Origin of the sequence: Emticicia soli, assembly GCF_037860775.1 — a bacterium.
GTDB classification, from domain to species: domain Bacteria; phylum Bacteroidota; class Bacteroidia; order Cytophagales; family Spirosomataceae; genus Emticicia; species Emticicia soli.
In genome coordinates, this window is the sequence record NZ_JBBEWC010000009.1 from 222,873 (window position 1) to 242,117 (window position 19,245).

Annotated in this window: 15 protein-coding genes and 1 pseudogene; 5 read left to right on the top strand and 11 right to left on the bottom strand. The window is 38.3% G+C overall.

The genetic code is table 11. The annotated features are described in order from the left end of the window. The first annotated feature begins 146 nt into the window (after positions 1-146). The gene (locus WAE64_RS16260; RefSeq protein ID WP_340238348.1) at positions 147-602 is read left to right on the top strand and encodes a sterol desaturase family protein; all 456 of its coding nucleotides are present in this window, start codon (positions 147-149) and stop codon (positions 600-602) included. A gap of 2 nt (positions 603-604) precedes the next feature. On the opposite strand, the gene WAE64_RS16265 is transcribed toward WAE64_RS16260, so the two are convergent. Together WAE64_RS16265 and WAE64_RS16270 are read right to left on the bottom strand one after the other, a co-directional pair. Next, a complete protein-coding gene (locus WAE64_RS16265) occupies positions 605-1,459 on the bottom strand; it encodes a serine hydrolase (protein WP_340238349.1) in 855 nt (284 codons plus the stop codon). A 172-nt stretch (positions 1,460-1,631) separates the two neighbouring features. Continuing rightward, a complete protein-coding gene (locus WAE64_RS16270; RefSeq protein ID WP_340238351.1) occupies positions 1,632-2,606 on the bottom strand; it encodes a polyprenyl synthetase family protein in 975 nt (324 codons plus the stop codon). Between the two features lie 306 nt (positions 2,607-2,912). Here WAE64_RS16270 and WAE64_RS16275 point away from each other — a divergent pair, with 306 nt between their 5' ends. Further along, the gene (locus WAE64_RS16275; protein ID WP_340238353.1) at positions 2,913-3,833 is read left to right on the top strand and encodes a patatin-like phospholipase family protein; all 921 of its coding nucleotides are present in this window, start codon (positions 2,913-2,915) and stop codon (positions 3,831-3,833) included. 75 nt (positions 3,834-3,908) lie between these two features. On the opposite strand, the gene WAE64_RS16280 is transcribed toward WAE64_RS16275, so the two are convergent. Continuing rightward, positions 3,909-5,201 (bottom strand): sterol desaturase family protein, encoded by a 1,293-nt coding sequence (locus WAE64_RS16280; RefSeq protein ID WP_340238356.1) that lies wholly within the window; start codon positions 5,199-5,201, stop codon positions 3,909-3,911. 147 nt (positions 5,202-5,348) lie between these two features. Here WAE64_RS16280 and WAE64_RS16285 point away from each other — a divergent pair, with 147 nt between their 5' ends. Beyond that, positions 5,349-6,005, top strand: a complete 657-nt coding sequence (locus WAE64_RS16285) for a DUF1361 domain-containing protein (protein ID WP_340238359.1) — start codon at positions 5,349-5,351, stop codon at positions 6,003-6,005. An 8-nt stretch (positions 6,006-6,013) separates the two neighbouring features. Here WAE64_RS16285 and WAE64_RS16290 read toward each other — a convergent pair whose 3' ends face one another. Beyond that, positions 6,014-6,817: a hypothetical protein gene (locus WAE64_RS16290; protein ID WP_340238362.1), complete on the bottom strand. Its 804-nt coding sequence runs from the start codon at positions 6,815-6,817 to the stop codon at positions 6,014-6,016. A 162-nt stretch (positions 6,818-6,979) separates the two neighbouring features. Here WAE64_RS16290 and WAE64_RS16295 point away from each other — a divergent pair, with 162 nt between their 5' ends. Beyond that, on the top strand, positions 6,980-8,056 hold the full coding sequence (locus WAE64_RS16295; RefSeq protein WP_340238366.1) for an AI-2E family transporter: 1,077 nt from the start codon (positions 6,980-6,982) through the stop codon (positions 8,054-8,056). A gap of 90 nt (positions 8,057-8,146) precedes the next feature. Here the strand turns inward: WAE64_RS16295 and WAE64_RS16300 are convergent, their stop codons facing one another. Beyond that, the gene (locus WAE64_RS16300; protein ID WP_340238369.1) at positions 8,147-8,443 is read right to left on the bottom strand and encodes a hypothetical protein; all 297 of its coding nucleotides are present in this window, start codon (positions 8,441-8,443) and stop codon (positions 8,147-8,149) included. Between the two features lie 80 nt (positions 8,444-8,523). Beyond that, entirely contained in the window at positions 8,524-10,881 is a 2,358-nt protein-coding gene (locus WAE64_RS16305; protein WP_340238371.1) for an ABC transporter permease, read from the bottom strand. A 233-nt stretch (positions 10,882-11,114) separates the two neighbouring features. Here WAE64_RS16305 and WAE64_RS16310 point away from each other — a divergent pair, with 233 nt between their 5' ends. Further along, positions 11,115-12,053 carry a LysR substrate-binding domain-containing protein gene (locus WAE64_RS16310; protein ID WP_340238373.1) on the top strand — a complete coding sequence of 313 codons (939 nt, stop codon included), beginning with the start codon at positions 11,115-11,117 and terminating at the stop codon, positions 12,051-12,053. An 11-nt stretch (positions 12,054-12,064) separates the two neighbouring features. On the opposite strand, the gene WAE64_RS16315 is transcribed toward WAE64_RS16310, so the two are convergent. The 5 genes and pseudogenes from WAE64_RS16315 to WAE64_RS16335 form a co-directional block, all read right to left on the bottom strand. After that, complete coding sequence (locus WAE64_RS16315) at positions 12,065-13,966, bottom strand: AAA domain-containing protein (RefSeq protein ID WP_340238376.1); 1,902 nt, start codon at positions 13,964-13,966, stop codon at positions 12,065-12,067. A gap of 66 nt (positions 13,967-14,032) precedes the next feature. Further along, positions 14,033-15,718, bottom strand: a complete 1,686-nt coding sequence (locus WAE64_RS16320; RefSeq protein WP_340238515.1) for a S8 family serine peptidase — start codon at positions 15,716-15,718, stop codon at positions 14,033-14,035. A gap of 23 nt (positions 15,719-15,741) precedes the next feature. Then, a pseudogene (locus WAE64_RS16325) lies at positions 15,742-16,020 on the bottom strand (phage tail protein); the annotation flags it as partial. Positions 16,021-16,662: 642 nt separating this feature from the next. Next, positions 16,663-17,700 carry a 6-bladed beta-propeller gene (locus WAE64_RS16330; RefSeq protein ID WP_340238379.1) on the bottom strand — a complete coding sequence of 346 codons (1,038 nt, stop codon included), beginning with the start codon at positions 17,698-17,700 and terminating at the stop codon, positions 16,663-16,665. A gap of 91 nt (positions 17,701-17,791) precedes the next feature. Beyond that, the gene (locus WAE64_RS16335) at positions 17,792-19,147 is read right to left on the bottom strand and encodes a DEAD/DEAH box helicase (RefSeq protein WP_340238384.1); all 1,356 of its coding nucleotides are present in this window, start codon (positions 19,145-19,147) and stop codon (positions 17,792-17,794) included. Positions 19,148-19,245 lie beyond the last annotated feature (98 nt).

The following is a 19,245-nucleotide window of genomic DNA, read 5'->3' on the forward strand; positions in this document are numbered from 1 at the left end:
TATAGAATATTATTGGTGTTACGGGTGAAATAGATTTCAAAATTAGAAATCTTATTGAAGCAAAATCAAACATTCGATGCTAATTTTGTGTTAAAAAGACAAATTGGACTATTTCATAGATTTTAACCTTAAACAAAAGCATTAAAATGTTATTAATAAAAGCATTAATTGTAGTGGGTACATTCGGTTTCATGGAGTTTATGGCTTGGTTTGCACACAAATACATCATGCATGGGTTTGGCTGGAACTGGCACCAGGATCATCATCAGCATCACAAAGGCTTTTTCGAGAAAAACGATTACTATGCTTTGGTATTTAGTGTAGTTGCGGCTTCGAGTATAATTTATGGTAACATCAATCCTGAGTTCTGGTACCTTACCTGGATTGGTACTGGTGTTACCTGTTATGGCATAGCTTATTTTTTATTCCATGACATTATCGTGCATCGTAGAATAAAAATAAAGTTTGTGGCCAAAAACAAATATCTCAAGAGAATCATCAATGCGCACTATGTGCATCATCGTGTACATACCAAAAACGGTGCAGAGGCATTTGGCTTTTTATATGCTCCCCGAAAATACGAACCTAAAAAACGAGAGTAGAACTATTTTTTTAAATTCTCCCAGCAGATTTGGGCTAAGTCGCCTATAATCTGCTCGGCTTGAGAAACTTCCTTGAAGCCTTCTACAAAAACTGAGATAATAAAAGGTTGCTTTGTATAGACAATAGCGGCATCGCCACGTACGTAGGTCAGCTCTCCTGTTTTATGTGCAATAGGTAAATCTTTAGGTAAATTTCTTGGAATAGTACTCCTGTCCCGACAATTCTTTAGTATTGCTATCATCTCATCGCATAAGGCCGGAGTTGCTACTTTTTTCTCGTAAATTTTTCGTAACAAATCGTTAACCTCCAGCACATTTACGTAATTCTGGCGCCCCTGTTTTACTGCCAGTGTATCAAGCATTATACGATTCAACCTTGTTTTTGTACTACCTAAACGCATTAAATTTTGATTAACGGCCTCCATGCCTACTTCTTTAATCAGAATATTGGTAGCTGTATTATCGCTCGAATGTATCATTTCCCACGCCAACTCTCGGATACTAATTTTGGTGCCATCAGGCATATTGCCAATTATACTTGGGTCGCCTGCTTTATCTGATGCTTTAATGGTATGTATTTTATCTAAATTAATCTGGTTTAATTTCACCTTCTCCATCAATTCCATCAGAATCGGTATTTTTATCACACTTGCTGAGGGAACGGTTACTTCCGGGCGAAAAGTATAGAGTTTTTCGCCTGAGATGCTCTCAACGGCCATTGTAACTTTGAAAGATGCAGGTAATCGGGATAAATAATCGGTGATTCTATTGGCGTCTATCTTCTGAGAAGGTGAATTTTGAGCGAATGAAAGAGAGCAATAACTGAGGAGAGAGAAGAAGTAAAAATATATTTTCATTTTATTTTGAAAATTTAAAATATATTGTATTTTTAGTTTTTTTTGATTTTATAAGAAAAATGGAATTTCCTGAATATACAAAATGTATGCTCTGAATTGGTTTTTCTGTATGAATTGCACGTATTGTAAGGTTTGTAAAAATGAAATAAATAGTATATATCAAATATTCTATTTATTTAGTTCGTTCAATTGTAAATTGAATTAAATCGTGTAAAGATTGGCGGAATGTAGAATCAGAGAATGTAAACAGAATCTCTTTGGCTTCGTCTACATATCTTTTCATAACTTCGGTTGTATATTGAATACCTCCCGAACTTTTTACAAAATTAATCACTTCTTCCACTTTTTTAGGGTTTTCGGAGTGATTTTTTATAAGATTAATAATTTTTCTTTTTTCAGACCACGACGCATGATTTAAAGCATAGATAAGCGGTAGCGTCATTTTTTTCTCTTTAATATCAATGCCCGTTGGTTTGCCTATTTCGGCATCGCCATAATCAAACAAATCATCTTTTATCTGAAACGCCATACCTATTTTTTCACCCAACAATTTGCATTTGGCAATGGTTTCTTCGTCGGCACCTACCGAGGCAGCACCTGCGGCACAACAAGAGGCAATAAGAGAAGCTGTTTTCTGACGAATAACCTCGTAGTATAACTCTTCTGTTATATCAAGTTTACGTGCCTTTTCCATTTGTAAGAGCTCGCCCTCACTCATTTCTTTAACAGCCGTCGACATAATTTCGAGCAAATAGAATTCTTGATTTTTGACACTAAGCAGCAAGCCCTGAGATAACAGGTAGTCGCCTACTAATACAGCTATCTTGTTTTTCCAGAGGGCATTAATCGAGAAGAATCCACGGCGATAGTTAGAATCATCAACTACATCATCATGCACCAGCGTGGCAGTATGCAATAGTTCTATCATGGCCGCACCTCTATGTGTTGACTCACTGATAGTACCCACAGTACCGGCCATCAGAAAAACGAACATTGGCCGTACTTGCTTACCTTTCCGGTGTACGATATAGCTCATTATCTGGTCAAGAAGCATCACATCCGTTTTCATTGACTGACGGAATTTCTTCTCAAAAACCTTTAACTCTTGCTCGATAGGAGCCTGTATTTGCTTTATATTTAAAGACATGAAGACATGAGTAAGTAATAGCTTACCCTAATAATACAATGTTACGACCGAAATCTGATTTTTAATGCAGAATTATATAAATTGTAATAATATTAGCGGTTTTATCCAAAAAAAACTGGTAATTATCTTAATTTTAAAAATTCAACATCAATAAATAAAAATATTCGAGCCGAAGTGATTTGTAACTTTGAAATTTGTTTCAAATATAAAACTGTTATAAATGATAGCCAAATTTAATTTTGTACGGTATATTTGAATCTTTATGAATTATTAACTAACTCGCTTATTCAATTTTAACCACTATTCATGAAGGCATTAGTTTTAGGCGGTGGCTCGCTCAAAGGAGCATGGCAAGTAGGGGCAATTCAGGCAGTTTTAGAAACAGGTTTTAAGCCCGAAATGATTTATGGTATTTCTGCAGGTGCACTCAATGCAAGTTTTATGGTAAACGAAGCAGGAATACAATATGTTGAAAAAGGCGAAATCAACTGGGATTTAGTTAATAAAAAACTTTTAAGATTCTGGCTTGAAAACATTACTAAGCCCTCTGATATAGGTATCCTGAAATCAAGATTCTCGCTCGGCATTGATACCCTCATGAGCCGTTTTGATGGTTTGATTGATACCAACCCACTGCACGATAAACTAAAAAAATACCTTAATTCTAATATGCTTCGCCGCAGCCCTGTTTATCTTAAAGTAGGGGCGGTAAATATAAATACAGGGCAAATGCACTATGCCGACCCACTAGAGCAGCATTTTCTGGATTATCTTCGGGCTAGTAGTTCTTTGCCTTTTATTATGCCGGCCATACAAATAGGAGGAGACCACCGTGAAGTGTACATGGACGGAGGGCTTAGAGAAGTTGTGCCTGTAAAAAAAGCAATTGAAGATGGCGCCACCGAAATATATTGCATTGCTACGCACCCAAAACATAAACCTTTAGAGCATTTTAATTACAGAAGTTTTTTAAGCCTGATAGAGCGTGTAAAAGATATTACAGTAAATCAGTTTGAGAATAGTGATCTGGAATGGGCCGAAAACTATGCCGAAAATTATATGAGCATCGGCTCATTTAAATTGGCAAGAAAAATAAACCTGACTATTATACGCCCAGACGACCCAATTAACCTTGAATTGACCGATTTTAATTCGGCTGATATAAAAGAAGTAATCAAGCAGGGCTACGAACATGGTTACAAAAAGCTATTTGAAAAGGCAAAATAGTATCCGGACATACATAAAAGCAACAGAGCCGCAAGATTGATTATCTGCGGCTCTGTTGCTTTTATAGAATGCATATTAAGATTGCGCTATTTCTGAGAAAACTACTTCTTTTATGGTGCTATCTTTCCGAATATCAAACCATACAAAATAGGCTGTTACTAAGTTAGAAACGATAAAGTAAGAGGCAATAGCAACCGTAGCCCAAGGCAACTTCGCATTGATACCAAACCAATCGCCCATCTGATAGATAATCAAAAAGCCTACGATATTCTTTATTGTTTCATAAAGCAAAGCATAAGGGTTTCTGTCCATCAGTTCGGTATAACTGAATACAATCAGGAACAAAAAGCCACCATAGATAAATATATTAGGGCTGCCAATTGTAGCAAGATTAGCGAAGAAATAGCTAACCAATGCAAACGTAAAGAGAAACTGTACCCAAATCCAGGTTTGCATAAGCAACGATGATTTTGGCGCGTATTTCTCAAAATTATAAGGGTCTTCAATTTTAGCTATCGGATATTTTTCAATCACATCGGCAGGGCGCCAGCCTGTTGGCATAAACCAGATGCGGAATTTATCTCGCCAGCTATCAGTTCTATAAGCATCTTGCATTAATAGCCACAAATGCTGAAAATTAATCTTAATCGGATTCCAGGTGCTAACAGGGCGGGTAATGCCATATACTGGTGGCACGTTGGGTAATTCTTCCTGAAAAGTGCCAAAGAGTTTATCCCAGATGATGAATATCTGCGAGTGATTTTTATCCAGATATTCAGGATTAATGGCGTGGTGTACTCTGTGGTGTGCAGGCGTAACAATGATTTTTTCAAGAAAACCCATGTTGCCAATATAAACCGTATGGTACCAGAACTGTGCAAACAAATGCAGAGGTGCTACTATAGCTATTACTTTACCATCTACGCCTAAAAGGGCGGCAGGCAATAAGAACACCGTAAAAAGATTTACAAACGTTGAGATACTCTGGCGCAGGGCACAGGCCAGATTAAACTCTTCGCTGCTATGGTGAATAGCGTGTTTGTTCCAGAAGAAATTGATTTGGTGACTCAGGCGGTGCACCCAATAACCTGAAAAATCTAAGGCTATAAATGCAATGATATATACCCAAATGGTTGATTCTACTTTATAAATAGCCCAATGCTTCACCATGTACTCGTAGGTAAGTAAAGAGATACTTAAACCTAACACATCTTTGATGATATTGGTATAGCCTGAGGTCATGCTCGAGAGCATATCCATTGTTTTGAATGATTCTTTTTTTGTGAACCAGCCGTAAAGTTTTTCTAACAAAACCAAGCCCAAAAATATAGGCATAGCAATGTTAAGTATTTTGCCGTAGGTTTCCATTATAGTATGCTTGCATAATATTTATTATGCAAGATAGCAATATTCTGAGAAAATTTAAAGTTTTTTAGAGAAACGAATTGTTATCAAATTTTAGTGTTAGATTAGAGGTCTTATGTCATCAGGTAACAATTTTGAAGAACTATTGCTATGTCTACTATAAGTATCAGCCGCACAACAAAAGGCTTAATCTTTTTAACTGTCTTATGCAGTATATTTATTACGGCTCGTATTATATTAAAAGATGATTTAAAATATAGCTTTTTGCTATGGAATCTTTTCTTAGCCTGGATTCCTCTTTTGTTGGCTCAGTTGAGTCATAGAGCTATGGTGCAAAGACAATTACCATTGGCTTATTCATGTCTTATATTATGGCTATTGTTTTTTCCTAATGCTCCGTATATCATCACCGATTTACTGCATTTGAAAGACTATTCTCAGAATATCCTTTGGTTTGATAGCTTGCTGATTTTTACATTCGCTATCACTGGTTTATTAATTGGTTTGGTTTCTTTAAACACGGTTCACCAAAGCCTTGAAATAGGTTTTGGTAAAATCCAATCTTGGGGAATGATAGTAGGTAGCCTTGTTTTATTAGGCTTCGGAATTTACTTAGGTAGATACTGCCGCCTCAATAGCTGGGATTTATTCAGCGAGCCAACGTGGTTTGTTGGAAGGGTAATGCATCAATTCAAAAATCCGATGGCATTTAAACTAACATTTACTTATGCTTTCGTTATTTTAGGCTTCTATGTTGCTTACCGTAATTTTGGGCCTATTCAAAATGCAGAAGTGAAACATTTGTAGTAGGAGGACTATTTACTTTTCTTAACCACCGTATAAATCTTACGTTGTTCGTTGGTCATAATAAAGTCAGAGTTGCTGGTATAATTAAGGGCTTCTAACTGATTACGGCCTACTTTAATACAGCCTTTCGGTTTTGAGAAATTTATTTCGTTATTCACAATCTCGAAGGTGAATATTTTGCCATAAGAAAGTAAAGCAAATTCTTTTCCATCAGGACTTACGTCGGCGGCTGTAACAGGGCTTTTCAGAAATACACTATCTTTAGGGCTTACACTATAATCTCCGGCTTTGTCTGGTATTACGTATATTTTGCTTAGGTGCTTATTTGACCAGTCTTTTGAGAACAGATACAAGTTGCCCTTAAACCAGAAAAAAGCCTCGCAATCAAAAATACGTTGCTTGGCCGGAAAATCAGTTTGGTCAGCATAACGGAAAGTAATTTTTTCGGTTGTATTATTTTTGTGCTTATAGATGGTCAGGTCTTTACGAGCCTGACTATTATTGCCAAAATCGCCGATGTAGATATTCCCTTGGTCGTCTTTGGTCAATTCTTCCCAATCTATATTCTTCGAATCGTTTACAAACAATGTATCAAAAATGTAGCCTCTTTTGTCAATCATATATAATTCATTACTGCCGCCGCTATCGTTATGAGTCCAATAATAGTCTGCTTGCCATGCTTGCGTAAGACCTGAGTTTTCGTTGATACATTTAGGCAAACGCCCTGTTTTAGTAATAGTATATTGCCTTTTAGCCGTATGAAACCCACTCTTATTTATTTCGGAATGACAATTACAAAGAGCGATTTTCATCGAAAACAGAAGCATGTAAAATTTATAGAGAAGCATGAATTTGCAGGAAGAATTTTAAAACGTTTTCTAAAATTTTGAATTTGGTCAACAAGTTAGCTAATTTTGGATTGTTTGAAAACAGGTACTTATAAATAGTCTCCAAATAATTTCTAACCTATTCTTATGCAAGTCCGCCCACAGCCCTTTTTTACACGCCTTGCGCATGTGCTTATTTCCGTGGTAATAATTATTTACGGAATGTATATTTTAAGAGATTTGCTCATCCCGCTTACTTTTTCGGGGATAATCGCTTTATTGTTAGTACCGGTTTGTCATTTTCTGGAGAAATACGGCTGCCCACGTTGGCTCTCTATTACCTTGGCTATTTTACTTACATTAGCCTTTGTAAGTTTGTTTTTTTATGTGGTTTATGTACAGATAATGGACCTTGAAGAAGTATGGCCTCAATTAACAGAGAAAGCCGAGAAATGGTATCGGAATTTGCAATTCATGATTCGGGATACTTTTCATATCAGCCGTACTAAACAACGTATTGAAGGGCAAAAGTACCTGACCGAATTTTTGAAAAATAACAGTGACTTAATTACAAATACGCTTTCTACCACCACAGGATTATTAGGTAACCTGACCCTGATTCCGCTATATGTGTTTTTATTGTTGTTGTATCGTGATTTCATACGGGTGTTTTTCTATAAGGCTTTGAAACCTGTAAGTAACCACAGAGTAGATGTGGTGCTGAAGAAAGTAAAAGATGTTGTAATAAACTATGTAGTAGGGCTTATTATTGTAATTGGTATCATAGGCATTCTTAATACGCTGGGCCTATTTATTTTAGGCATCGACCATGCCTTTTTCTTTGGTTTTTTTGCTGCCATTCTTGTACTTGTGCCATACATTGGTATAGCAATAGGCTCTTTGTTGCCAATTTTATTTGCGCTTATCACAAAAGATTCGGCCTGGTATGCAGTTGGGGTAGGTGCTTTGTTTGGCGGGGTACAATTTTTAGAAGGCAATTTCATTACGCCTTATGTGGTGGGCTCAAAGGTGAGCATCAACTCAATGTCGGCAATTATAGCTTTAATTGTCTTCGGTAATCTGTGGGGGCTATCTGGTTTAGTATTGGCTTTACCGATTACGGCTATTATCAAGGTTATTTTTGATTCGATAGAAGGATTAAGACCTTATGGCTTTCTGATTGGCGATGCCGATCATATTGATGTGTATAAGAAGAGAAAATAAGAATAGAGCATCCTTTCATATTTTATCATGGAAGGATGCTTTTAATAGCTGTTGCGTTTAATAAAGGTTAATCTGATTTGTAAAATTATTTCATAATTCTACGCCTACTAGTTTTCTTTGAAGCGGTAAATCTGCTCTTTTTACAAAAGTAATTGGTACAAACTCTTCGGTTGGTGAACCGATGTAATAGAGTGTCCAGTCCTGGTCATACCTCGACAACAAGTTTCTGATACATTCGGCTCGGTCAACTGTCGGGAACTCACATTCGTCCCAATAGAATAACTCAACACGGTAATGCAATTGTTGCTTTAGGCCATTAATGGTAACTTCGATTTCGATTTCCTGCTTGCCTGGAAGCGAGGGAATCGGGATAGCTATATGTGCCATGCTTCGTTGGTTTTGGGCAAAGAAATAAGGGCGAAGTGCATAGAGGAAGCTACCCCATGCGCTCTGCCCTGTGCCCTTTGCTATTCAGATTTAAGAGATTTTATAGGATTCATTAATGCTGCTTTTATTGATTGATAGCTAACTGTTAATAGGGCAATTACAGTAGCTATTAAACCCGCCACCAAGAAAAACCACCATTGGATTTCGATACGATAAGCGTATTTCTGCAACCAATTACTCATCAGATACCACGCTAGCGGAAATGCTACTAATGCTGCAATAAGCACTAATTTCAAAAAGTCTTTCGATAACATGGCCGTAATATTTATTACACTTGCGCCAAGAACTTTGCGCACGCCAATCTCTTTTGTGCGTTGTTCGGCTGTAAACATAGCTAAACCAAACAAACCAAGACAAGAGATAAAAATGGCTAAGAATGCAAAATAATTGGCCAGTTTACTTACTACGTTTTCGCCTTTGTACTGATTGGCAAATTCCTGGTCAGTAAAATTATACTGGAACGGGAAACGTGGATTAAATTTTTTGTAGGCTTTCTCCATGCTGGCAATAGCCTCACGGGTTTGGCCCGGTTGCGTGCGCACAATTATTTGCCCAGAGTTTTCGCTGCCTCTTTGTAAGCTTAAAATCAAAGGCGGAATGCTCTCATGCAAAGAATTAATATGGAAGCTCTTCACTAAGCCTACAATTGTGCCTTTGCGACCCCACATGGTCATTTCTTTACCCACGGGGTTTGTCATGCCCATTTTCTTGGCGGCCTCTTCGTTTATGACATAGTTTGAGGTATCTGTACTATAAGTGGTAGAAAAATCACGCCCATCTTTTAGTTTAATACCCATCGTTGTCAGATAATCGTAAGACACCTGATTCTGTGAAAACAAGATTATCTTGGTAGTATCTTTCCCACTCCAGGTTACCCCTTGTGTTGAGCTACCAACTTGAAGTGGGTCAGCCTGCGAACAGGTTACCGACTTAATACCTGGCATATTGCTTAGCTCTTGTTTAAAGGTGATAAACTTGTTTGATAAATCACCTTCAAGCGAAAAATACAATAGGTTTTCTCGGTCAAAACCCAGATTTTTTGTTTGTATATATTGTATCTGGCGATACACCACCAACATACCAATAATAAGCAGTATAGAAAGCCCAAACTGGAAAACAACCAGCCCTTTACGGAATAAGGTAGCACTTGGTTTGAATTTCAAAGCACCTTTCAGAACTACTACCGGTCTTAAAGACGACATAAACAATGCCGGATAACTACCCGCAACCAAGCCTGTTACGATAGTTAATCCAAGTAGAATCAACAAGAAAATAGGGTCGGTAAAATCAAGGCTCAATTGTTTTTCTGTGAGCGTGTTGAATGCAGGCAACATCAGGAAAACGATGAAAATCGCAAAAATCAAACTCAGAAAAGCAATAATCAGCGACTCACCCAGAAACTGAGCTACTAAAGAAAACTTCACGGCGCCTACTACTTTGCGTACACCTACTTCTTTGGCTCTTTTAATAGAGCGGGCCGTAGCCAGATTCATGAAGTTGATACAGGCAATTACCAAAATAAAAATGGCGATGATTGTAAACATCTTTACATAATCAATTCTACCACCATCTAGTACGCCGGCCTTGTAGTTTGAGTAAAGATATGCGTCTTCGTAAGGTTGCAAAAACAACTCTACATTGCTGCCTTTATTTTTTTCCTTGATATACCCTTTTATTTTGGCTTGTACTTTGTCAAGAGAAGCATTTTTGTTGAGCATTACGTAGCAACGTGGCCCGTTGTTACCCCATTGTTTTGCCCATTCGTTGTTTTTAAGCCAACGCTCAAAGCTCATCAGAAAATCGAACTTTAGTGACGACTTGTCTGTAATGTCTTTTAGTACACCTGTTACCATCACATCATCACGGTTATCTATTCTGATGGTTTTGCCGAGTGGGTCTTGATTGGGGAAATACTTTTCGGCTACTTTTTTAGAAATAACAATACCATCAGGGCGCTTAAGTGCTGTGCGGGCATCGCCTTTTTCGAGTTCAAACGTAAACATATTCAGGAAATCGCCGTTTACGTAGCGTCCTTTTTCCTTTTCAAATCGGTCGCCTACTGTAAATAGAGGCATTTCTTGCCAAAGCATTTGGCTTGCCATTTCTATTTCAGGAATATCTTTTGTGATATGCTCTGATAAAATCCCCGGTGTTGAGGCGTAAGTAACGGTTTCTCCGGCATAAAACTGGTTTTCCATTACCCGATACAGTCGGCTGCCATTTTTATGAAATTTGTCTTTGTTTATTTCGTCTTGTAGCCAAAGCATAATCAAAAGGCTACAGGCCATACCCAAAGCTAATCCCAGAATGTTAAGAAGGCTGAAAGTTTTGTTTTTCCACAAATTTCGCCATGCGATTTTTAAGTAATTGCTTATCATAATTTTGTATAAAGAAACAGGTTTTGTTTATTAATATTTACAAACCTTATACCAAAAAGCATAAACTATTGATTATGAGATTCTTATAGATATGTCGATGGCTTAGGAATGTCCGAAATCGGACATCTTTTGTTCAATTATGGACAAGTGTTTTTGTTATGTAAAGCATAGTAAAATGACATATTAAATTAAATTTATACTTCTTACCTTTGTATAAACAATATCTATACGTCTTGAATTTACAACAATTAGAATACATAGTGGCGGTTGATAAACATCGCCATTTTCTGAAAGCTGCTGATGCTTGTTTTGTAACACAGGCAACATTGAGCATGATGATTAAAAAACTGGAAGAAGAGCTGGAAATTATCATTTTCGATAGGAGCAAGCAACCTGTAGTGCCTACTGATATTGGCAAGAAAATAATAGCACAGGCGCAGGTGATTTTAAGAGAAACAGGCCAATTAAAAGAAGTTGCCAAGAGCATTAAAAACGAAGTGCAAGGGCAGCTCAGAATAGGTATTATTCCTACATTAGCACCTTATCTGTTGCCTTTGTTTTTATACGATTTATTGAAGAAATATCCGCAGGTAAAAATCAGAATCAGTGAGTTGAATACTAACCAGATTCTTGAACAATTAAGTAATGACTTGATAGACGTAGGTATTATGGCTACACCAATAGCTGCCGATGGAATGAAAGAGCATCCATTGTTTTATGAGAAACTGGTGGCATTTGTTTCAGGCAATGAAGAGACGCTTAATAAGAAATATATTTTGCCCGAAGATATTGATGTTAATCGCCTTTGGTTATTAGAAGAGGGGCACTGTTTACGCTCACAGATGATGAATTTATGTGAATTGCGTAAGAAAAATACTGATTTAGGAAATCTGGAGTATGAGGCAGGTAGTATTGAATCGTTACTGAAAATAGTTGAAATCAATAAGGGGATTACGGTTATTCCTGAGTTGGCTATTCATAATTTTGATGAAAAAAAGAAAAGCCAGATACGGGAGTTTATGTCACCTGTGCCTGTGCGTGAAATTAGTTTGGTTACTTACAGGCATTTTATCAAAACCAAATTGCTCGAGGTACTAAAGCAGGAAATAAAAGAAGCAGTAACTAAATTTATCCCTGAACGGCCCGCCGAGCAATTTGTGGTTGAGATATAATGAAACATAATTTACTCCATAAATTCCCAGGCACTTTGGTAGGTGTTCAGTTGTTCGGCGTATGCAATGAAATCGGCATAGAATGGGAATGATGCCAAAGTGGCGCTATCACCTATGATAACAAGTTTTTTTCTGGCACGGGTCATAGCTACGTTCATGCGTCGTATGTCTGATAGAAAACCAATGCTTCCTTCGGTATTACTACGGGTCATGCTTATATACACAATGTCTCGCTCTTGCCCTTGAAAACTGTCAATTGTATTTACCGATATTTTAGATAGATAATCCTGCAAATCAGGCGAGTGCACTAGTTGCTCTTGAAGCAAGTTGATTTGCTGCTTATAAGGAGAAATAATGGCAATCGAAGGGAAGTTGTCCTTTTTGTAGTGCTTTTTAAGTTCACTAACCAGCAGATGAAGATGCTTAAATAAAAAAACAGCTTCTTCGGGGTTAGTGGTACTTGTGCCTTCCAGTTTTTCATCAAAACTACACCCGGCAGTATCTACAAACGCAATAGGAGTATCATTATCAAACAATAGATGCTTGGCTACTGCCGCATTTGCCTTTAAACGGTTTTCATAAAATACCTTAGATGAAAAGCCCATAATCTGCTCGTTCATACGGTATTGTTCTTCCAATAAAACCACCGATTCGGGGTGTAAAGCCACAAGTTTTTCGAGTAGGGTAGTAGCAAGACCTTGTTTAGCTGCTTCGTTTGATTTAATAGTAGGGGGGAGTTGGCAATGGTCTCCGGCCAGAACCAGTTTTTGCGCTTTCAGAATTGGTATCCAGCAGGCAGGTTCAAGGGCTTGTCCGGCTTCGTCAATAATCACGGTCTGGAACTTCAGGTTTCGTATCGTATAGTTATTTGAACCTACCAATGTAGCCGTAATTACCTGTGCTTTGGTTACTATATCATCTATAATGTATTGCTCTGAATTCCCAACCTCTTTCATTATTTTGTGTGCCTCGTCAAAAAGTAATTTGCGTTGGTCTCTCTCCGATTTTCCAAAATTACGCTTATACTTATGCGCCATGTTTTTGTATTCCTGCGCCTGCTTTTTGAGCCTTTTAGCCTCTTTCATTTGTGGATGGTCGGTCATTTTACTATCTAGCGTCAAAGACATTAATCGCTCAGTTACTTTGGCTGGGTTTCCTACACGTACAACATTCAGCCCTTCTAAGTGTAGTTTCTCACTCAATAAATCAACGGCTGTATTGCTTGGTGCAACTACCAGTATCTGTTTATTGTCTTGCTTAATGAGTGCTTTAATGGCTTGCACAAGGGTAGTGGTTTTACCCGTACCCGGCGGGCCATGTACAATAGCCAGTTCGTTGGCCTGTAATATTTTTTCTACTGCTCCCAGTTGCGAATCATTCAGATTTTTGGCAAAAAACTGAGGCTTTTCTGTATGAAAAGTAGGCGTTTTTTCGCCAATCAATATATCTACAAGTTTCGATTCATTTTTTTCGGCAATGCCAGATGCTTGTTTGAGCGCATCCTGCATTTCGTCGTAACTATTATCATCAAATAGTACATCTATGCCTAGCTTGCCATCACGGCTCCATTCCGGTAGCTCGTCGGTGCGTAGGGTAATTTTTAAGCGATTGTTATGCTGATGGGAGATAGTACCCTCAACACGGTCGTTTTTAGCATCATGGTTGCTGAAAAGCACAGCGGGCATTCCGGTTCTTAGTTGATGAGCAATATCCTGATGTGTAGTGCGCTCAATTTCTACTGTTAAGTAGTCGCCCCGGCTCATTTCCATCCCTCTTATGGCAATTGGGTACCAGCTTAAGCCATTGGCTCTACGCTCGGCAACAGAGCTTTGTTCGGTTAGTTTTTTATACTGATTGTGGTCTTCTTCTCGCTCAATTCTGAGTAAGTCAAGTAATTTTTTGAAGTAATTCATACCGCAAAGATACGACTAAAAATGCGCTTTGTAGAATTAAAGAAGCTGCATGGGTACAAGAAAACGCTATTTGTCGTCAATGGCTTGGTAGTGTAGCCGCCAACCCTTATGGCTTTTAGATTCGTTGCTCACAAACCACACCAATATTTTATTGTACCAACTCGTAATAACAGGCGGAATATCAGGGCCACTGAAAATGGCTAAAATCGGGTGTTCGGTACCATCATCAGCAAAAAAATAAACCTGGTCTGTTTTAGCTTCAGTATCAAATGCTTCAAAATCTATTTTGATTTTTTTGCCCTTGGGCACTTCAATCAGCCATTTACAACTACACCGATTGGCATAATCTTCATCGCCACTTCCATCTTCAATATAGCCTTCTTCGCCCTTTATCAATATTTTATCATGGCAATACAATATGCTCGAGTCAATGGGTTGTGCTTCGTAATACAGATAAGTATTTTTACCTTTAAATGGCTTGCTTGCTAAATGTACCTGAAACGAATCAGCCTGAAAAACATAAGGTTGAGACAATTGCGTGCTTGTAAGTGTCGTATCTTTTTTCTGGGTATTATTAAAAAGAGAAACATCAATCGTATTCTTGCCGATTAATGGCTGAGATAACAAAAGTTTGTAAGTAGGATATTTTCCTATGGGAGTTATATTAAATGTCAGTTCTTTAGTCTTATCTTGCCATAAGGGCAGATAAGCCTTTGTTTGAATAAAACGACTGGATAGCTGTTTGGTTTCTATATAATTTCTAAGATTACCAACATTTACCAAACCTGCACCTAATTTCCCTGCGTGCAAAGCATTGTATTTTTCAATGGGCTGGGCGGTATTTTTAAGCAAACGGTCAAAATCTTGTGCTTCTAATTCAGGATAAGCTGCCATAAAAGCTGCTACCACGCCACCAACTATAGGGGTAGCTGCCGAAGTAGCAGAGAGTTGGTGCTTAAAGCCTTTTTCTAAGGGATAAACAGTAGCGATAGAGTCAGACGGAGCGGATATGTCAATAAAAGTGCCATAGTTAGAAACTACATATTTATGCTTGGCTTTATCAAGGGCAGCTACTGCAATTGCCCACGGAAAGGCTGCGGGCATGAGTGGTTTATCAGCATAAAAATTACCTGCTGAACAAATGAGAAGGGTGCCTTGACTCTGCGCTTTTTTCAGAATATTTTCTCGTTCAATATCAAATTCTCCGCCACTCCAACAAGTTATAATTATATCTGCTTTTTGCACTAAGGCGTAGTTTATGCCTGAATATCCATCAATTATATAATTACTTTTTCGTGTATCAGAAGCGGTTTTAATGGGAAGAATTTTAAAAGATGAGTTCTTTTCGCAGAGTTTCTGTAAAGTCTGCACCAGAATTCCGGCCACTTTAGTGCCATGCGAGAAGCGTTCTATTGCATTCATTGGCGGATTCACGTTTGCATCGTTATCCGAAAAATCCCAGCCTATAGCATCATCGGTTTTACCATTGTTGTCATCATCAATATTATTACCCGGTATTTCCTTCGGGTTTTTGTAGTAATAAGCTTTTAAAAACGGATGATTGAGGTCAAAGGCATCATCAATAATAGCAATCAGTATTTCCTTTTTTGGCACAAGTAATGGCGCATCAGGTTTGATGCCTATTTGCTCCCAAACCCAGTCGTTTTTATTGGTTTGAGCGGCAACCAAGTTACAAAACCCAAAAAAAGCCTGTAAGCAAATACAGGCTTTATGTAACGAATATTTTAACACCGTTTTCAATATTTATTATCAAAAGTTACTGTTTCAGTTCCACCTACTTCACCTAAATATATTGGGTTTAAGCCTAGGCCTTGTCCGAAATGAACAGGAACTCTTCCTCTCAGGTCGGGCAATGCAAAGGTAGTTTGTCCATTGCCGCCATAAGTAATACCAAGTAACGAAAAAAGTGCTGTGTTTTGAGAAATAGGTAAAAGTTGGCCATTGCACATAGCCCAGCCATTTGGGGCAAAATTAAAACCAAAAATAGAAATTTCTGCTACATAAGGTTCCGGACCGTTTCTTGGCGGAAACACTCCTTGTAATGCAATACAGAAATTAAGCCCTAAATAAGGTTGATGGTTGTCAATAGTAGTGTTAGGCTTAGGGTTTGTATTCACCCAGTTATTACCATTCCAGGTTAATAATTGCGCTGCTGCTGTGCCGGCATTGAGCCTCACATTATTAGAGGCAATACTAATAGGAGCTGTAGCTGATAGCGGATTACTAGCGCTTAGTAACTGCCATGTAGAGCCCGTCCAATAATAAAAGCCATTGATTTGATTTGCGCCGACATTATAAACTAAAAGGCCTGCTGTAGGATTTGTAACCGGGCTAGCTGAGTTAAGATTACTTGTAAGAGAAATTTTGGGAACCAACACACCATTATTAGTTGAGGTGGCCGTCAGATTAGGTTGGTTATTACCTGGGGTAATAGTTGTAGATTGTGCGTTGGCTGCTTGAGACAGACACAAGCTTAATGTGAGACTAAAGCAAAAGAGTCGTAAAGTTTTTATCATGGCTAAATTTAAGATTAGTAGACCAAAGTTCTTTAATTTTTATAAAATATCATAACAAGCGCCTGAATAAATTTTAGGCTGATTATCAATGGGTTAGCCTAATAAACAGAAACGGCGCAGAGACCTCTGCACCGTTTCTGTTTGTTGGTATAGATAAATCTATATACGTTCTAATTTGATAGGGTATGTTTTTTTAGAGTTCCATTGCGGCACATAAATGTTATCATCGGCATCCATGTACACATCATGCGGATGCATAAAAACATTGAATGGGTCTTGTTTACGTTGCTCACCCAGTTTGCCATCGGTATAGATAGGTTCGCTTCCACCCGGAGTTGATATTACACGGTCGTTTTTATCCAGAATAGTAATGTAACCTGAGTTGGCAATGTCGCCAGAGGTAGAGCGATAGGCCGCACCTAAAAGTGTTTCGCCTTTAATAACAGGGCGACAGATAAATGTACCCGGCAATGCAATGGTTGAAAGGTATTTACCATCTAAAGTGAATCTTTTCCAACAGTTTTCTACCCTTGATGTAACTAATAGCGTCGGGGTTTTCTTGTTACGAGAATCAATAATTACTCCGTGGTTGCATTTAAACATATCTTTGCCTCCCCAATGGCGGATAAACTTACCTTTAGCATCGTATTGCATTACGTAGTTGAGTCCATAGCCATCAACCACATAAATATCTCCGTTGGCAGGGTTTACAGCCGTTTCGGTTGGCTTAAATTGGTTTGGGTAATCGTAAACGCCTGTTTCTTTCGGATAATCTATCTTAAATATTTCTTTGCCTTTCAGGTCGGTTTTAATAACCTGATGACGGTCTGTGTCACAAATCAGTAAAAACTGGTCGCTACCTTGGCCGGCAATGGTTAGACCATGCCCACCCGGATAAGAATTTCCCCAGGTTTCAAGTAATTTACCCGATTTATCGTATACCAATACATTGTTTTTGGTCTCATTGGTTAGCATTATCAGCCTTCCTTTTGAGTCTTCTACCATTTCGTGGCAGTCGTTTACAGGGTTTTTAGCAGCATCTAATACACCCCAACCCGTTTTTACACGGTATTTGTGTGTATTGTGGCCTATAATTATTTCATCGTTTTTGCCAAAGCTTAGCCCGGGTAGGAGAGCGGCAGCAGTGGCTAAGCCTCCGAGCTTAACAAAATCACGACGGTTCAGGTATTGGTTCATGGTACGAGGTTGAATAGGTTTTTGTAAAATCTGGTGTCAAATTATAATAAAAAAGCATGATTTGCAAGAAATCATGCTTTAGCACTCATGTTTATTTACGCTTTGAGAAACCCCGTTTTTTATCAGGTTTAGTCGTTTTCTTTGTTGGCGAGAAAGGCTTGGTTCCTGAAGACGATTTACTCTTTCTGACTTCTGGCCTTTTGTTTTTCTTTTCGTGGAATGCACCTTTAAACGTAGGGTCTTCTTTTTTACGTTGGTCGTCAACTTCACGTAAAAGATTTTGCTGTTCGTCAAAAGGTGTTTTTTCTATTTCTACCTCCGCCGGGATTTCTTCTCTCGGAATTTCCATGCGAATAATTTTCTCAATTTTCTTGATATGGTATTCCTCTGCGATGGTCAGAAACGTAATGGCTTCGCCAACATTATTGGCTCTTCCGGTACGCCCAATACGGTGTACATAGTCTTCATAAATAAGCGGTACATCAAAATTTATTACGTGCGATACCTGTTGAATATCAATTCCCCGGGCTGCTACATCAGTAGCCACAAGCACGCTTACATCGCCTTCACGAAAGGCCTCCATCGAGTTGATACGTGTATTTTGACCCTTATTGGCATGAATCACCCGTATTTTGTTGAATGGCACAATGCGTTGCACCATTGAGTTATAGACATGGTCAGCTACCTCTTTAGAGCGTGTGAAAATTATTGTTTTCTGTACTTCTTCAGTAGAAAAGAGGTATTTCAGTAGATTAATTTTGGTCTGAGTATTAGGTACTTCAAACATACGTTGTTTCACGGTTTCGGCAGTAGTGGCTTGCGGTGTTACCTCTACACGAGTCGGAAATTCAAGGAACTCTTCTGATAGCCTTTCTACTTTATCAGGGAATGTAGCCGAGAATAAAAGGTTTTGTCTTTTGCGTGGAATCACCTCCAGAATCTTACGTATCTGTGGCATAAAACCCATATCCATCATTTTATCGGCTTCATCTAAAACCATGATTTTAAGGTCTTTTACCAGAATTGTCTCCCGTAAATACAAGTCCATAAATCGGCCTGGTGTAGCCACAATAATATCAATACCTTTCTGAATTGTCTCAATCTGGGTTTTAGGCCCTAGCCCTCCATAAATAGCAGTATGGCGTAAATCGGTATATTTAGCAAGTTCTGATATAGCACTATCAATCTGCATCACTAGTTCGCGGGTAGGTGCAAAAATAATACAACGAGGCATAGTGCCTTGTGCATATTTTATTTTCATGAGTATAGGCAATAGGTAAGCTGCCGTTTTGCCTGTACCTGTCTGAGCAATACCTAGTACATCGTGCCCTTTCATAATAAGCGGAATAGCCTTGTCCTGAATCGGAGTCGGTTCTGTGTATCCGCTATCTGCTACGGCATTTAATAACTGGCGATTAAGCTCAAATTTTTCGAAAGAATTTTCCATATGTATTTTTTGAATGAGCAGAAAAACACCTACTTCATTCATTAGTAATTTGTTGCAAAATTAGTCAAATAATAAATCTTAGCCTAATCTGCAATTTT

Coding starts and splice junctions, on each gene's coding strand:
- WAE64_RS16265 (WP_340238349.1), bottom strand. CDS start 1,459: ATGAAAATATATTTTTACTTCTTCTCTCTCCTCAGTTATTGCTCTCTT.
- WAE64_RS16290 (WP_340238362.1), bottom strand. CDS start 6,817: ATGAAAATCGCTCTTTGTAATTGTCATTCCGAAATAAATAAGAGTGGG.
- WAE64_RS16270 (WP_340238351.1), bottom strand. CDS start 2,606: ATGTCTTTAAATATAAAGCAAATACAGGCTCCTATCGAGCAAGAGTTA.
- WAE64_RS16260 (WP_340238348.1), top strand. CDS start 147: ATGTTATTAATAAAAGCATTAATTGTAGTGGGTACATTCGGTTTCATG.
- WAE64_RS16300 (WP_340238369.1), bottom strand. CDS start 8,443: ATGGCACATATAGCTATCCCGATTCCCTCGCTTCCAGGCAAGCAGGAA.
- WAE64_RS16275 (WP_340238353.1), top strand. CDS start 2,913: ATGAAGGCATTAGTTTTAGGCGGTGGCTCGCTCAAAGGAGCATGGCAA.
- WAE64_RS16330 (WP_340238379.1), bottom strand. CDS start 17,700: ATGAACCAATACCTGAACCGTCGTGATTTTGTTAAGCTCGGAGGCTTA.
- WAE64_RS16280 (WP_340238356.1), bottom strand. CDS start 5,201: ATGGAAACCTACGGCAAAATACTTAACATTGCTATGCCTATATTTTTG.
- WAE64_RS16285 (WP_340238359.1), top strand. CDS start 5,349: ATGTCTACTATAAGTATCAGCCGCACAACAAAAGGCTTAATCTTTTTA.
- WAE64_RS16295 (WP_340238366.1), top strand. CDS start 6,980: ATGCAAGTCCGCCCACAGCCCTTTTTTACACGCCTTGCGCATGTGCTT.
- WAE64_RS16315 (WP_340238376.1), bottom strand. CDS start 13,966: ATGAATTACTTCAAAAAATTACTTGACTTACTCAGAATTGAGCGAGAA.
- WAE64_RS16305 (WP_340238371.1), bottom strand. CDS start 10,881: ATGATAAGCAATTACTTAAAAATCGCATGGCGAAATTTGTGGAAAAAC.
- WAE64_RS16335 (WP_340238384.1), bottom strand. CDS start 19,147: ATGGAAAATTCTTTCGAAAAATTTGAGCTTAATCGCCAGTTATTAAAT.